This window comes from Citrobacter freundii complex sp. 2024EL-00216 (assembly GCF_043945515.1).
Lineage (GTDB): Bacteria > Pseudomonadota > Gammaproteobacteria > Enterobacterales > Enterobacteriaceae > Citrobacter > Citrobacter portucalensis.
Window position 1 is genome coordinate 1 of the sequence record NZ_JBIMRA010000006.1, and the last position, 15,591, is coordinate 15,591.

Sequence of the window (15,591 nt, forward strand, 5' to 3'; positions counted from 1 at the left end):
TTTGCCTGGCGGCTGTAGCGCGGTGGTCCCACCTGACCCCATGCCGAACTCAGAAGTGAAACGCCGTAGCGCCGATGGTAGTGTGGGGTCTCCCCATGCGAGAGTAGGGAACTGCCAGGCATCAAATTTAGTGTGCTGATATGGCTCAGTTGGTAGAGCGCACCCTTGGTAAGGGTGAGGTCCCCAGTTCGACTCTGGGTATCAGCACCAGTTTTTCGGTTAAAATTCGGCACTTAGAAAAGAATTTGTCTGGCGGCTGTAGCGCGGTGGTCCCACCTGACCCCATGCCGAACTCAGAAGTGAAACGCCGTAGCGCCGATGGTAGTGTGGGGTCTCCCCATGCGAGAGTAGGGAACTGCCAGACATCAAATAAAAGCGAAAGGCTCAGTCGAAAGACTGGGCCTTTTGTTTTATCTGTTGTTTGTCGGCGAGCGCTCTCCTGAGGAGGACAAATCCACCGGAACTTTATCCGGCATATATATTTAATGAATAACCTGCGATAAAAACGCGCGAGTGCGTTCCGATTTGGGGTGAGCAAAAAACTCATCCGGTGGTGCCTGTTCCACAATCTCGCCAAGATCCATAAAGATCACCCGGTCAGCTACTGTGCGGGCAAAGCCCATTTCATGGGTTACACATAGCATGGTCATGCCCGATTGCGCCAGGCCTATCATGGTATCCAGCACTTCTTTTACCATTTCAGGATCCAACGCTGATGTGGGTTCATCAAATAACATGATTTTGGGTTTCATACACAGCGAGCGTGCAATGGCCACGCGCTGTTGTTGTCCACCAGAGATTTGCCCGGGATATTTATGTGCATGTTCGGCAATGCGGACCCGCTCAAGGTAGTGCATTGCCAGTACTTCAGCCTCTTTTTTCGGCATCTTTTGCACCCAGATAGGCGCCAGCGTGCAGTTTTGCAAGACAGTTAAATGAGGAAAGAGATTAAAGTGCTGAAAGACCATGCCAACTTCTTGTCGGACGCGCTCAATATTGCGGATGTCTTCATTGAGCTCAATCCCATCCACTACAATGCGTCCTTGCTGATGCTCTTCCAGATGGTTAATACAGCGGATAGTTGTCGATTTACCCGAACCGGAAGGCCCGCATAATACGATGCGCTCTCCTTGTTTTACCTTCAGGTTGATGTTTTTCAGGACATGAAACTGTCCGTACCATTTGTTGACGTTTTCCAGCGTAATCATCGCGTCGGTAGACGGCATTAATAATTGGCTCATAAATTCCTCAGTGCGGCGTACGCCCGGTGTTAAAACGTTTTTCCAGATGCTGGCTGTAACGCGACATACTGAAACAGAAGATCCAGTAAATCAGTGCAGCGAAAACATATCCTTCTGTCGACATACCCAGCCACGCAGGGTCCACAGTTGCCTGCTGTACGCTACTGAAGAGATCAAACAGACCGATGATGATGACCAGGCTGGTATCCTTGAACAGGGCGATAATCGTGTTAACCAGACCAGGGATAACCAGCTTGAGGGCTTGCGGAAGAATGACCAGCCCCTGGGTTTTCCAGTAACCTAGCGCCAGTGATTCCGCGGCCTCATACTGACCTTTCGGTAGGGCCTGTAACCCTCCGCGAACCACTTCTGCGACATAGGCCGACTGGAAAAGAATAACGCCGACCAGCGCCCGGATAAGCTTGTCGATACTGGTTCCTTCGGACATAAACAGAGGAAGCATGACCGAGGACATAAACAGAACGGTAATCAACGGTACACCGCGCCAGAACTCAATGAAAATGACGGATAAAACCCGCACGACTGGCATATGGGAACGACGTCCCAACGCCAGTAAAATGCCCCATGGAAGCGCGCCTGCAATCCCCACGGATGCAATAATAAGCGTCAGTGTTAATCCGCCCCACTGCCGGGTTTCTACGCGTTCAAGTCCGAAAAAACCACCGTACATCAGCCACCAGACGACAATTGGATATATGACTGCCCAGATAGCGATATAACGGCCACGGTGGGGAATGGTTTTCCAGAACATCGGAACAATAGAAGCCAGACCAATTATCAGGGCCAGATTTACGCGCCAACGCTGATCGTGTGGATAAAGCCCATACATGAATTGCCCGAAGCGTTCATGGATGAACACCCAGCAGGCTCCCGCTTTGGTACAGTCTGCCCGGGTAGAACCGACCCAGTTGGCCTGAAAGAATACCCAGTTCAACAGTGGTGGAAGAAATGACCAAATCAGCCATACGCATAGCAGGGTGAGCAGGCTATTTGACCAACTGGAGAACAGGTTTTTACGCACCCAGAGTAGACTGCGGCTTGCCGGATTGCTGTGCTGGCGCGAGGGGTGAGACAGCAGTGCTTTTGTCATCATGGCTCCTTAGCGCTCAATCAGTGCGATACGGCGGTTATAAATATTCATCAGCAAAGAAATACTTAGACTGATGATCAGGTATACCGACATGGTGATGGCGATCGTTTCAATGGCTTGCCCTGTTTGATTGAGTACCGTGCCGGCAAACAGTGAAACCATGTCCGGGTAGCCAATTGCGGCTGCAAGAGAAGAGTTCTTGACGATATTCAGGTACTGGCTGGTCAGTGGGGGAATGATGACGCGTAGCGCCTGTGGGATGATTACCTGGCGTAGCGTCACCGGATTTGGCAGACCCAGCGAGCGTGCGGCTTCATGTTGGCCGTAAGGAACGGCCTGAATGCCCGCCCGAATAATTTCTGCAATAAATGCCGAGGTATATACCGAAAGCGCCAGAGTCAGTGCCGCCAGTTCAGGAATAAGCACCATACCGCCACGGAAGTTAAAACCACGGAGCGCGGGAATATCCCAGTGAAGCGCAGCGCCAAACATCCACTGTGAAATCACCGGTAAAAGTACGATCAACGCCAGAGCTGTGGGCCAGGTCCGACGTAGCTGACCGGTTTTGGTCTGATGCATTCTGTTGAAGCGAAATAATCCGATGGTGACGACGAGAGCGATAACGACAGCGGTACAAAAGGCAAAAAAACCTTCTCCCATTTGCGGGGCCGGAATATAGAGCCCCCGGTTACTCAGGAACATCAAATCCAGCGCGTTAACGGCCTGGCGTGGGCCGGGCAGATTACGTAATACGGCGAAATACCAGAAAAAGATCTGCAGCAGCGGCGGTATATTGCGGAACGTTTCGATGTAGATCGTCGAGAGCTTTCGCAATAACCAGTTATCTGACAGACGTGCCAGCCCGAGAAAGAAACCGAGAATTGATGCGAAAACAATGCACAGTGCTGAAACTAACAGCGTATTGAGCAGGCCGACCACAAAGACACGACCATACGTATCGCCTTGCTCGTAATCGATCAGATGCTGGACAATGCCAAATCCGGCGCTGCGATCGAGAAAAGAAAACCCCGAGGTAATACCGCTATTGTTCAGGTTATTTATCGTGTTATGAATGAGATAGACCGCAATGCTGATAACCGCAATGACGGCGAGTATTTGAAATAACCAGGCGCGGACCGCAGGGTTAGAAAAGGATAACGATCCTTTTACGGTTGAGCGGCGATGGAACATAAGAAAACCTCAGTAACTATGACTCTGGGCTGAGCGCCGCAGTTGCGGCGCCCGTTACATCACTACGCATTAGCGCACCGGTGGCGCATACTGAATACCACCGTTATTCCAGAGGTTGTTCTGTCCACGTTTGATCTTCAGCGGACTTTCCGATCCAACGTTACGTTCAAAGATCTCCGAATAGTTACCAACTTGCTTGATAATGTTGTAGGCCCATTTGTTATCAAGCTTCAGATCCTTGCCATAATCCCCTTCTTTACCCAACAGGTGTGCCATATCTGGTGTTGCTGGATTAGCCGCTTTTTCATCGACGTTTTTCGAGTTAACACCCATTTCTTCCGCATTTAGCATGGCGAACAGCGTCCAGCGAACAATGGAGAACCACTCATCGTCCCCACGACGTACGACAGGTCCCAGCGGTTCTTTAGAAATAACTTCTGGCAGGACGATCCATTCCGCAGGATTGCTCAGCTTGATGCGTAGGGCATACAGCTGAGACTGGTCGGAAGCCAGCGTATCGCAACGTCCAGATTCCAGAGCTTTGGCTGATTCATCCGAACGGTCAAAGGTGACGGGGGTGTACTTCATCTTGTTGGCTTTAAAGTAGTCGGCCACGTTTAGTTCGGTATCGGTTCCCGCCTGAATACAGACCGTTGCACCATCCAGCTCTTTAGCGCTCTTCAGGCCTGCTTTATTGTGGGTAAGAAAGCCAATGCCGTCGTAATACGTTACACCAGTGAAGGACATGCCCATACCGGCATCACGAGAAGAGGTCCACGTGGTATTACGAGAGAGCATGTCGACTTCACCAGACTGTAATGCGGTAAAGCGTTCCTTGGCGGTGAGCGGGGTATATTTTACTTTGCTATCATCGCCAAATACGGCGGAGGCAACGCCACGACATACATCAACATCAATACCCGAGAACTTGCCGCTTGCATCGGCGTAAGAAAAGCCAGGCAAGCCGTCGCTGATCCCACATTGCACAAACCCTTTTTTCTTTACGGCATCAAGTGTTGCGCCGGCATGTGCCTGATTTGCAACAGCAAGCAGCACACCGGCCGCAGCCAGGCTGGCGATTATCATCTTTTTCATAGAGCATCCTGTGTGGAGGAATTATTGTTATGGAAACGTTCTGAAAACGTCTTTTACCTGTCTGTGGCTTTGGCCATACTCTTTTAAGCAAAGGTAGTGCCAGTTTTTTGCGCCTGATTATTCGACGCAATATGCAGAGTGTAGACAGGAAAAAATAAATGCAGCGCCCTGAAGTGGTGCAAAATTGAAACGTAAGCCACATTTCGGCGCAAAAAATTTAAAAATCAGACAGGACGCGTGATAACGATTTCTGGCGTTAATATTAATGACGTGAGAATAATGAAAAGAAAATGTGGTGTTACGAAAAACAGAAAAAATGCTAATTTCAAATCGCGGATGTGTGAGTGAAATCTATAATAATTTTATTACATGTCAGGTTCTATTAAGCAACGTTTTGTCTTATATGTAGATTTTATGCTTATTGCTAAAAGCGCGGTAATAACCGCGCTTTTAATATGATTTATTTGGTCAGGGCGACAATCCCAAGCGTCAGTCCGGCAACGGCTGCAGCACCACCGGCGATGGCTCCGGCTGTTTCCCAGTTATCCTGGGTGGTGCCTTTCATACAGGTATTGGTATGAACCAGGCGTCCCTGATCGTCGTATACAGGTACGCAAGGAGAATCGTGTGCACAGCCAGCCAGGAATGCGGTAAGCAGTGCAACGGATATTAATCTTTTCATGGTGTTACCTCAAAATAAGCGTTTCGCTAATTAAGCAAAGACAAACGCTAAGCCATCTGCGAACTCGGCGATTATTTTACCACTTCTTAAAAAAGGACTGACATGAGGAATAATCTCAATTCATGTGGATTGTAAAAATAATGGATAAAAAGAAAGGCTGCAGGCGAGTTTAGAGGGATAGTTTAAATGAAATAAATGGCTATCTTACTAATAAATAAAGAGGAGCATCGTAGGTGAAAAAGGCGTCCGTAGACGCCTTTATTTTACAAATTAATCGTTGTGCCGACTAAAACGCCGTCTTACGACAACAAAGAAGACGGGGACGAAGAAGATAGCCAACAATGTTGCGGTCAGCATTCCTCCCATAACACCGGTACCGACCGCATTCTGCGCACCACTACCTGCACCGTGACTGATAACCAGAGGCATAACCCCCAGAATAAAGGCCAGGGATGTCATCAGGATAGGACGAAGACGCATGCGCGATGCCTCCAGCGTCGCTTCAATCAACCCCTTGCCTTCTTTATCCATCAGGTCTTTGGCAAACTCGACGATCAGGATGGCGTTCTTAGCCGAGAGGCCGATTGTGGTTAGTAAGCCAACCTGGAAATACACATCGTTATTCATCCCACGCAGTGATGCTGCTAACAATGCGCCCACAACACCGAGCGGTACAACCAGCATCACCGAGAAAGGAATAGACCAGCTTTCATACAATGCGGCAAGGCAAAGGAAGACAACGATTAGCGAGATGGCATACAGCGCAGGAGCCTGGTTACCCGACAGTCGTTCCTGATAGGACATCCCCGTCCAGTCATGACCAATACCGTTTGGCAGTTTTTCCGCCAGGCTTTCCATTAGCGCCATTGCTTCACCGGTACTTCTGCCAGGCGCTGCTTCTCCCAGCAGTTCCATAGAAGGCATACCGTTATAGCGCTCCAGGCGCGGTGAGCCGTAGATCCAGTGTGCGGAACTGAACGTGGAGAACGGAACCATTTCGCCATTGGCGCTACGGACATACAGATTATTGATGTCCTCCGGTAACATACGGAACTTGGCATCGGCTTGTACGTACACTTTTTTCACGCGTCCACGGTCAATGAAGTCATTGACGTAATAGCCGCCCAGCGCAGCTGAGATAGTTTCGTTGATATCAGACAGTGAGACACCAAGCGCTTGCGCTTTCTCCTGATCGACATCCAGCTTGAACTGTGCGGTATCCTCGAGCCCGTTTGGACGCACACGAACCAGCAGGTCAGGGTGTTTGGCAACCATGCCCAGCAGTTGGTTACGTGCCTGGGTTAGCGCAGCATGCCCCAACCCGCCCTGGTCAATCAGCTCGAAGTCGAAGCCCGTCGCGGTACCCAGTTCAACGATGGCTGGCATGTTGAAAGGGAACACCAGACCATCACGAATCTGACTAAACGCTCGGGTAGCGCGGGCGATAATTGATTCAACGTTATTTTCGTTACCGCTACGTTCTTCCCAGGGCTTGAGGCTGACGAACGCCATCCCTGAGTTTTGCCCCTGGCCGCTGAAGCTAAAGCCGTTAACCGTAAAGACGCTTTCAACGTTGGCTTTTTCATTGTTCAGGTAGTAGTGGGTGACCTGATCCAGCACCTTCTGGGTGCGTTCTTGCGTGGCGCCTGCAGGAAGTTGAATCATCGTCAGGAAGACGCCCTGATCTTCCTCTGGCAGGAAGGAGGTTGGCAGGCGCATAAACAGCACCGCCATCCCTATGACTATTATCAGGTAGACGACCAGGTAACGCCCAGTTTTACGCACAATACCGCTGACGCTATTGGTGTAATGATTGACGCTGTGATCGAATTTGGCGTTGAACCAGCCAAAGAAACCGCTTCTTTTCTCGTGATGTTCAGCTGATACCGGCTTCAGCAACGTTGCACAAAGTGCGGGAGTCAGGATCAGCGCGACCAGTACTGAAAGCGCCATGGCGGAAACGATGGTGATGGAAAACTGCCGATAGATAGCCCCGGTTGAACCGCCAAAGAAGGCCATCGGGATAAATACCGCAGACAGCACCATGGCGATACCAACCAGTGCTCCCTGTATTTGTGACATGGATTTTTCCGTCGCCTCTTTGGGCGGCAGATGATCCTCCATCATCACGCGTTCCACGTTTTCCACCACCACTATCGCATCATCGACCAATAGACCGATGGCGAGCACCATGCCGAACATCGTCAGGGTGTTTATTGAGTAGCCAAACGCAGCAAGCACGGCAAATGTGCCCAACAATACGACAGGTACGGCGATGGTCGGAATGAGCGTTGCCCGGATGTTTTGCAGGAACAAATACATGACCAGGAACACCAGCACGATCGCTTCAAACAGCGTTTTTACCACTTCATGAATGGAGATGGTTACAAATGGCGTCGTGTCGTACGGGTAGACCACCTTCATTCCCTGCGGGAAGAATGGTTGCAGTTCAACCAGCTTGGCTTTAATCGCGTTCGCGGTATCCAGCGCGTTTGCCCCGGTTGCCAGCTTGATCCCAAGGCCGGATGCAGGCTTACCGTTAATACGCGCCACGACGTTGTAGTTTTCCCCGCCTAACTCGATCCGCGCGACGTCTTTCAGGTGAACAACCGAACCATCGCTGTTCACGCGTAAAGTCACTTTGCCGAACTCTTCAGGGTCTTTCAGTCGCGTTTGCGCAATGATAGAAGCGTTAAGCTGCTGGTTAGGTAATGCAGGCGTCCCCCCTAACTGACCTGCGGCAATCTGATCGTTCTGTACCTTCAACTGATTGATCACATCAACCGGCGTGAGCTGGTATTTGTTCAATAAGTTTGCATCCAGCCAGATGCGCATGGCGTACTGTGCACCAAACAGCTGCACGTCACCCACGCCATTCAGACGGCTGATTGAGTCTTTAACGTTCGAGGCGACGTAATCGGAAATGTCATCCTGTGTGGTTTGTGGGTTGTCAGAAACAAAACCCGCAACCATCAAAAAGCTGCTGCTGGATTTCTCGACGCTGATCCCTTGCTGCTGAACTTCTTGCGGCAGTAGCGGAGTGGCGAGCTGCAGTTTATTTTGCACCTGCACTTGCGCGATATCGGGATCGGTACCGGACTGGAAAGTCAGTGTAATAGTCACACTCCCGGCCGAGTCGCTGGTTGAGGACATATACATCAGGTTATCGATACCATTCATATTCTGTTCGATAACCTGTGTGACTGTATCCTGAACCGTCTGTGCATCTGCACCAGGGTAGGTGGCAGAAATGGCGACCGCAGGAGGCGCAATGGTTGGGTACTGTGCCACGGGCAGTTGCATGATTGCCAGAGCACCCGCCATCATCAGAATGATAGCCAATACCCAGGCAAAGATAGGACGCCTGATAAAAAAGTTAGCCATGTCCGGTTACCTTATTGGGCTTTCGTGGCAGGGGTTTCGGTATCGGCGGTTGCTTTAACCTGAACGCCTGGACGTGCTTTCTGTAAGCCGCTCACGATAACTTTGTCACCCGGTTGCAGGCCTTCGCTGATGAGCCACTTGTCACCAATAGCTTGTGCGGCAACGACTGCGCGAGACTCAACCTGACTCTTGTCGTTAACGACCATTACGGTGGCATCACCGCGAGGAGTACGCGTTACCCCCTGCTGCGGAACGAGAATGGCATTCGGCTGGACGCCTTCATCAATGCGTGCGCGCACAAACATGCCCGGCAACAGCGTGTGCTGTGGGTTAGGGAACACGGCTCTGAGGGTGATTGAGCCGGTGCTTTCATCAACCGTCACATCAGAAAACTGCAAAGAGCCTTTTAGCGGGTATGACTGACCATTTTCCATCACCAGTTCGACAGTACTGCTGGCGCTGTCTTTATGCAGACTCCCTTGTTCAACGGACTGTTTGAGGCGCATAAAGTCGTTACTGGACTGTGTCACGTCGACGTAAATGGGATCGAGCTGTTGAACGGTAGCAAGCTCTGTAGCCTGGCCATTCGTGACTAATGCACCTTCGGTGACGTTAGATTTACCGATGCGTCCGCTAATTGGCGATGTCACTTTGGTGTAGGCCAGATTGATACGCGCGCTTTCGACCGCCGCTTTTGCTGCGATCACGGAGGCATCGGCCTGACGAGCATCAGCAATTGCCTGATCGTACTCTTGCTGGCTGATGTACTTGGTGCCAACCAACGGCACATAGCGTTTCACCGTTAAATGCGCGATTGCAGCCGCCGCTTCACTCTTCGCCAGTTCACCTTTGGCGCTGTCATAGTCAGCCTGATAAGTCGCGGGATCGATCTGATAAAGTGACTGCCCGGCTTCAATATCGCTTCCCTCAGTGAAATTCCGTTTAAGCACTATCCCGCTGACCTGGGGACGAACTTCTGCAATTCGGAATGCCGTTGTGCGCCCGGGTAATTCGGTCGTTACGGCTAAAGGAGCCTTTTCGACGATATGGACAGTCACCTGCGGTTCTGCGGGATGAGCTTGTGTTTCTCCCTGATCGTTACAACCGGCGAGTAATGCAGCGGAGACGATGATGAATGAGGGCAGGAGTGAAAACCTGGCATTTTTCGTCATTTCTATTCCTTAAAAAACCGAACGCTCGTTATTAACCGGGTAAAGCAGGGGGCGATAACGCGCACAAGAAAAATAATAGTTGGCTATCCTACAAATTATTAGCTTGCGATGTAAGCAATACTTATTTATGGGCACGATACACGGCACGTAAAAGCAAAAAAAGATTAATCGATAGCTGTTTCATTGTGGTGTTAATAGCAATACTATGATTCGCATAAACACAAATTGAAATAAACATTTGGTTTATGAATATATTTGTTGTTGGTATTCGTTTTGTTTATTCGTGTGCAAAGTCCGTAATAATATTTTTTAGAGCTCGTTTAAATAAATGCTAAGTGATACATTTGTTCCGTGTCGCAAATATTAGATAAGAAAGTTAATCATTCTCTACTCTACCTCAGACAGTCGGAACCATGGCCAGAAAAACGAAAGCTGATGCCCTCAAAACGCGGCAGCACCTGATAGAAACGGCGATTGTACAGTTTGCCGCACGTGGCGTAAGCAATACGACGCTAAACGACATTGCGGATGCCGCCAGCGTGACGCGTGGCGCGCTCTATTGGCATTTCGAAAATAAAACTCAACTGTTTAATGAGCTATGGTTACAACAACCACCTTTACGCGATCTTATTCAGGACAAGCTAATTGGTCGTTGGGGTGATAACCCTTTACAGCGATTGCGAGAAAAGTTTGTGGTGGGGTTACAATATATTGCAGAGAACCCTCGTCAGCAGGCATTAATGCAGATTTTATATCATAAGTGTGAATTTCATAACGATATGATATCTGAGCAGGCTATTCGCGATAAAATAGGTATCAGTCATCAAAGCATTCGTGATTCCCTGCAAAAGTGTGTAGATGACAATCTGATTGCCACCACTCTTGATTTAGATGTCATCATCATTATTCTGCACGGTAGTTTTAGCGGAATTATAAAAAACTGGTTAATGAATCCAGTGAGTTATGATCTATATGGGCAAGCTCCAGTATTAGTTGATAATGTACTAAAAATGTTAAGCCCAGACGGTAGCGTCATGCAATTAATGCAGAGTGAAAACCAGGTCGGATAGTTTTTACCGCCAGAGGCTGACGGCTGTCGAAGCATTACCTGAGGTGCTATTCGAGGTCGACGCAGTTGACCAGCTTAAGGGGATTCACTGAGTTCATATTCCGGCACTTGTCGTGCTCTGTTGTCATCAGCTCTATCCATTGGATGAGCAGCGCATCAAAAAGAAAAACGAAGACCGCAAAAACAACCAGCCACCAATACTTGCGAATCATTCCTAAACCCTGTGTATTCATGCCCAAGTGTGCAGGGAATATACACGAAATTTTTAAGCTGAAAAGCAGACTTACAATGCCTTTACTTTGTTGAAAGATCGCCACTCTTTGCCGTCAATCGACTCTTTTTAGACAGGTTTTTTGTCTTACGTTTTTTCACCTTGGCAAGCTCAATTTCTGAAAAATGAGAACCGATACTCAGTCTTCTGAGTCCCATTTTTACGTATTCAGTATTGATCTCAATCCCGACAAACTTGCGACCCAATTCCACGGCGGTAGCTCCGGTGGTGAAGCTGCCGGCAAACGGATCCAGTACCTTGTCATCTGGGTTCGAGGACGCCAGAATTATACGCTCCAGGAGGGCTTTGGGTTTCTGGGTGGGGTGGTTTTCGTATTCGTCCATCAGATAGCGTACGCGTGGGAACTCCCAGACATTGCCCGGCACTTTTTTCTGATTGTATGGCTGCGGCGGGTTTTTTCTGTAGTCTATTAGCGCGCGTTTAGCGCCAGTTTTGGCTTCAACCAGAATATCGTCACGATTAAATGTGTAGTTTTTCTGATCTTTTACCATCATCAGGATCGGTTCATACATCGAGCCAAAGTAATTTTTGGCCTGTACCCCTGAGCTATCGTATGACCACACGATACGACTCTTGATGGTAAAAAGCGGGCGGCATTTGAGGTCGATGTACGGCATGTTCTCCGTACTGTTCATGATGTACATGGTGCCGTGTGGTTTGAGGATGCGATGGCACTCGTCGATGCACTCAAACAACCACGCCAGAAAGGCCTCTTCGTCCCAGGATTCCACCATCCCGTCAAAGTCTTTCCCGATGTTATAAGGAGGGTCAGCAAAAATGAGTTCGACGCTTTCAGACGGCAGTTTTTTCAGTTCAGTTAGCGCGTCACCCAGGATTATCTTTTTAGATTCATCGCCAAAATAGACAGGTTCACATCTCGCGTTCATCGCCAAAGCCTCCCGTGTGACGTCAATAAAAAAGGCGCTTCCCCATGCCGAGTAGCGCCTTTTAAAACAAACATTTAACTGATTAGTATCAGTTCATGCCGTATTTTTTCAGTTTTTTACGCAGCGTACCACGGTTGATGCCCATCATCAGGGCAGCACGGGTCTGGTTACCGCGGGTGTATTGCATCACCATGTCCAACAGGGGCTGTTCTACTTCAGCCAGTACCAGCTCATAGAGATCATTCACATCCTGACCATTCAATTGAGCAAAATAGTTCTTCAGTGCCTGTTTAACCGAGTCACGCAGGGGCTTTTGAGTTACCTGGTCCTGAGAGTTAACGGTAGAAACGGTCAGTACGTCAGAATTTACGCGTTGTTCGAACATAGTTCTGTCAGCTCTTTATTTCTGTTTACGCAAAATTTTCGAAGTATGCCTCCAACGCCGCCAGCTGTTCGCTGGAATCTTCAATGGCGTTGAATGTGCGCCGAAACTGGTCATCCGGAGCGTGTTCCTGGAGATACCAGGATACGTGTTTACGCGCAATTCGGTACCCTTTTGCCTGACCATAAAAGTCGTGCAGTTCCCGAATATGCGCACAAAGCAAGCGCTTCACCTCTGCCAGAGGCAGCGGGGGCAGCAGCTCCCCAGTGTCCAGATAATGCTGGATTTCCCGAAAGATCCAGGGTCTTCCCTGAGCTGCACGTCCTATCATCAGGGCATCCGCCCCCGTATAGTCGAGTACAGCTCTGGCTTTATGCGGGTCAGTAATGTCGCCATTCGCGATAATCGGAATGGAAACTTTCTGCTTAACTGCCCGAATACTGTCGTACTCAGCATCTCCATTGAACAAACAGGCGCGGGTGCGTCCATGAATGGTCAGAGCCTGAATGCCACAGTCTTCAGCCAGTTGGGCAATCTCTACGCAGTTACGGTGTTCCGGAGCCCAGCCGGTGCGAATCTTGAGTGTGACAGGAACGTCCACTGCATTGACGACCTCGGTTAGTATCGATTTCACTAAATCCGGGTACTGCAAGAGGGCTGAACCTGCGAGCTTGCGATTCACTTTTTTAGCCGGACACCCCATATTGATATCAATAATCTGGGCGCCGCTTTCCACGTTAATACGTGCGGCATCGGCCATCTCAACAGGGTCGCTACCGGCAATTTGCACCGTGCGAATTCCTGGCTCATCAACGTGCACCATCCGTAAACGAGACTTGTCACTTTCCCAAACCTGCGGGTTAGAAGACATCATCTCGGATACTGTCAATCCTGCTCCCATCTCATAGCACAGCGTCCTGAATGGTCTGTCAGTGATGCCAGCCATAGGTGCTGCGATCAGGCGATTTCTGAGCTGGTATTGTCCGATGCGCATGAGTTAAGAAATGACCATACTGTGACTGCAAGGCGGCGTATATTACGCATTTTTCGCACGAGATGAAAGGCCAAACTTTGACCAATCCACTGAGGTGGATCAATGAATTGCCGTAAATGTGAACGCATGAAAATATTTAATCATATAAATCATCGCATTATAAAAATGTGTCGATTTTATATACACATATAATTTTGCGTAACTTCTCATTTTTTCTTCAGCTGCAGACGGTACTGACAAGATATTCTGCTGAATTAATCAGCAAATTACCTCGTCATTGTGTGATCGCTACCTCATTTTAGTACAGGATCTCGGTATCCCCAGAATAGCTGTCCGTAATCTTGCGTTCATTCAACGGCTGCAGCGGGCGATTGTTTGCCGTCCCAACAATGTAGTGGAATTTATCCATCTGTTCGGCAGAAAGAGCAACAGGCGTTTTCAGGACAGTCCAGGTGACGCCTTCGGTGCAGGGAGGCGTTGTTAACGAACCACGGTAGCGCCAGTAGGTTTTATTGTCGGGTAAAAGCTGGTGGATATCGACCGGCGAGAAGATGGCCATGCTGCTGTCCTCCATGGTTGGAAAGGACTCCCACAAATTTTGAATCGCCTGGTTTGGTTCGCCGATATCAAACATAACCGCCACGATAGCGATGTCTCCGGATTGATTTTTGTGGACCAGCTGCAGCTCCAGCGGATAGGTTTTACCGTTGAGGGTATGTTCGCTCGGGGCATGAAAATCAAATTGTTTTAAATAATAAAGCGTTTCATCAATTTCAATAGAATTAGATGCGTAGCTACTCATCGTTGCTTGCAACGTATGGTTAATGCTCCGAAATCTGGTTGGGCCATCGACGTACTGCATGTTCAGCGCGGGGAGACCGAGTTTACTGGTTGTGGTGGTCTGGATGTCTATGGGGGATTGGTTTATGCCTGTCTGGCACGTTGCATACGCTTTGCTGATTTCTCCCCACCGTGCGGGGCCGTTTTCTTCGGTATATCCCCATGGTACGGCCAGTGTGGTCAGTGGCATCATGCATGCTGCCAGCAAAGTTGTTGTAAAACAGTTGAAACGCATACGTTTACTCAACGAGAATCAATATAAAAAATAACAAAATCAATTGATTATTATATCGCTGAGGAAAGTGTCGGTATGCTGGTCAATTGTCTGAAAATGGCGTGGTCAGATAACCACGCCGGAAGGGATTATTTTTTCTGGCCGGTAATGCGACACCACTCTTCTTTCTCGATAACCGGATCGAGCGTAAAGAGATCGGCATAGGCTTCACAGACGCTTTCCGCCTGGCTGGCAAGAATACCAGAAAGCCCCAGCAAACCGCCCTCAACGGGCAGTACGCTGATTAACGGAGCCAGTTCACGTAATGGGCCAGCAAGGATGTTGGCGACCACCACGTCGGCTTTCATCGCCTCTGGCTGGTCTTTCGGCAGATAAAGCTCCAGACGCTCAGAAACACCATTACGCTGGGCGTTATCACGGCTGGCCTGAATCGCTTGCGGATCGATATCCACGCCAATGGCTTTCGCCGCACCCAGCTTCAGTGCCGCAATAGCAAGAATGCCGGAGCCGCAGCCAAAGTCGATAACCGTTTTACCGTTAAGATCAAGACCGTCCAGCCATTGCAGGCACAGAGAGGTAGTGGGGTGCGTGCCTGTACCAAACGCCAGACCCGGGTCCAGCATCACGTTGACAGCATTCTCATCCGGGACATCGCGCCAGCTTGGGCAAATCCACAGACGTTCACCAAAGCGCATCGGGTGGAAGTTATCCATCCATTCGCGTTCCCAGTCTTTGTCTTCGAGCTGTTCGATTTTATGCGCGAAGCCTTCACCCAGCAGCGGATGCTGTTCCAGGATAGCAACTACTTCTTTCATGTCGGTTTCTGCATCGAACAAGCCGATAACGTCGGTATCACCCCACAGGCGAGTCTCGCCCGGCAGAGGTTCAAACACCGGCGTATCATGTGTATCCTGGAAAGTAATGGAAACGGAGCCCGCTTCCATCAGCGCATCGCTCAACTCTTCAGCGTTGGCACCGGTCGTGTTCAGTTTCAGTTGGATCCATGGCATGGCAAA

Annotated in this window: 14 protein-coding genes, 1 tRNA gene and 2 rRNA genes; 4 read left to right on the forward strand and 13 right to left on the reverse strand. The window is 49.5% G+C overall.

The window, feature by feature from the left end; translation table 11 throughout:
• Positions 1–4 precede the first annotated feature (4 nt).
• The 3 genes from rrf (ACHHZ7_RS09255) (at position 5) to rrf (ACHHZ7_RS09265) (ending at position 364) form a co-directional block, all read left to right on the forward strand.
• A 5S ribosomal RNA gene (gene rrf / locus ACHHZ7_RS09255) occupies positions 5–120 on the forward strand.
• Positions 121–134: 14 nt separating this feature from the next.
• Positions 135–210, forward strand: a tRNA-Thr gene (locus ACHHZ7_RS09260).
• Positions 211–248: 38 nt separating this feature from the next.
• A 5S ribosomal RNA gene (gene rrf / locus ACHHZ7_RS09265) occupies positions 249–364 on the forward strand.
• Between the two features lie 118 nt (positions 365–482).
• Here rrf (ACHHZ7_RS09265) and ACHHZ7_RS09270 read toward each other — a convergent pair.
• The 7 genes from ACHHZ7_RS09270 to ACHHZ7_RS09300 form a co-directional block, all read right to left on the reverse strand.
• Positions 483–1,241: an amino acid ABC transporter ATP-binding protein gene (locus ACHHZ7_RS09270; RefSeq protein WP_003025300.1), complete on the reverse strand. Its 759-nt coding sequence runs from the start codon at positions 1,239–1,241 to the stop codon at positions 483–485.
• A gap of 7 nt (positions 1,242–1,248) precedes the next feature.
• Complete coding sequence (locus ACHHZ7_RS09275; protein WP_020996364.1) at positions 1,249–2,352, reverse strand: amino acid ABC transporter permease; 1,104 nt, start codon at positions 2,350–2,352, stop codon at positions 1,249–1,251.
• A gap of 9 nt (positions 2,353–2,361) precedes the next feature.
• Entirely contained in the window at positions 2,362–3,543 is a 1,182-nt protein-coding gene (locus tag ACHHZ7_RS09280) for an amino acid ABC transporter permease (RefSeq protein ID WP_008785977.1), read from the reverse strand.
• Positions 3,544–3,612: 69 nt separating this feature from the next.
• Positions 3,613–4,638, reverse strand: a complete 1,026-nt coding sequence (locus tag ACHHZ7_RS09285) for an amino acid ABC transporter substrate-binding protein (RefSeq protein WP_008785976.1) — start codon at positions 4,636–4,638, stop codon at positions 3,613–3,615.
• 460 nt (positions 4,639–5,098) lie between these two features.
• Complete coding sequence (locus tag ACHHZ7_RS09290; protein WP_003025292.1) at positions 5,099–5,320, reverse strand: lipoprotein; 222 nt, start codon at positions 5,318–5,320, stop codon at positions 5,099–5,101.
• A 270-nt stretch (positions 5,321–5,590) separates the two neighbouring features.
• Positions 5,591–8,704, reverse strand: a complete 3,114-nt coding sequence (locus ACHHZ7_RS09295; RefSeq protein WP_008785975.1) for an efflux RND transporter permease subunit — start codon at positions 8,702–8,704, stop codon at positions 5,591–5,593.
• Between the two features lie 11 nt (positions 8,705–8,715).
• Positions 8,716–9,876: an efflux RND transporter periplasmic adaptor subunit gene (locus ACHHZ7_RS09300; protein ID WP_060683116.1), complete on the reverse strand. Its 1,161-nt coding sequence runs from the start codon at positions 9,874–9,876 to the stop codon at positions 8,716–8,718.
• 413 nt (positions 9,877–10,289) lie between these two features.
• Between ACHHZ7_RS09300 and envR the strand changes: the two genes are divergently transcribed.
• Entirely contained in the window at positions 10,290–10,946 is a 657-nt protein-coding gene (envR, locus tag ACHHZ7_RS09305; RefSeq protein ID WP_048225757.1) for an acrEF/envCD operon transcriptional regulator, read from the forward strand.
• Positions 10,947–10,992: 46 nt separating this feature from the next.
• On the opposite strand, the gene ACHHZ7_RS09310 is transcribed toward envR, so the two are convergent.
• From ACHHZ7_RS09310 to prmA, 6 genes are all read right to left on the reverse strand, one after another.
• Positions 10,993–11,157: a DUF2556 family protein gene (locus ACHHZ7_RS09310; protein WP_003025279.1), complete on the reverse strand. Its 165-nt coding sequence runs from the start codon at positions 11,155–11,157 to the stop codon at positions 10,993–10,995.
• A gap of 82 nt (positions 11,158–11,239) precedes the next feature.
• Positions 11,240–12,124 carry an adenine-specific DNA-methyltransferase gene (gene yhdJ, locus ACHHZ7_RS09315; protein ID WP_008785971.1) on the reverse strand — a complete coding sequence of 295 codons (885 nt, stop codon included), beginning with the start codon at positions 12,122–12,124 and terminating at the stop codon, positions 11,240–11,242.
• Between the two features lie 88 nt (positions 12,125–12,212).
• Positions 12,213–12,509, reverse strand: a complete 297-nt coding sequence (fis, locus tag ACHHZ7_RS09320) for a DNA-binding transcriptional regulator Fis (protein ID WP_000462905.1) — start codon at positions 12,507–12,509, stop codon at positions 12,213–12,215.
• 25 nt (positions 12,510–12,534) lie between these two features.
• On the reverse strand, positions 12,535–13,500 hold the full coding sequence (gene dusB / locus ACHHZ7_RS09325) for a tRNA dihydrouridine synthase DusB (RefSeq protein WP_008785970.1): 966 nt from the start codon (positions 13,498–13,500) through the stop codon (positions 12,535–12,537).
• 298 nt (positions 13,501–13,798) lie between these two features.
• Positions 13,799–14,533, reverse strand: coding sequence for a carbonic anhydrase (locus tag ACHHZ7_RS09330; protein WP_225623070.1), 735 nt, complete (start codon positions 14,531–14,533; stop codon positions 13,799–13,801).
• Between the two features lie 170 nt (positions 14,534–14,703).
• Positions 14,704–15,585 (reverse strand): 50S ribosomal protein L11 methyltransferase, encoded by an 882-nt coding sequence (gene prmA / locus ACHHZ7_RS09335; RefSeq protein WP_003025221.1) that lies wholly within the window; start codon positions 15,583–15,585, stop codon positions 14,704–14,706.
• Between the last annotated feature and the right edge of the window lie 6 nt (positions 15,586–15,591).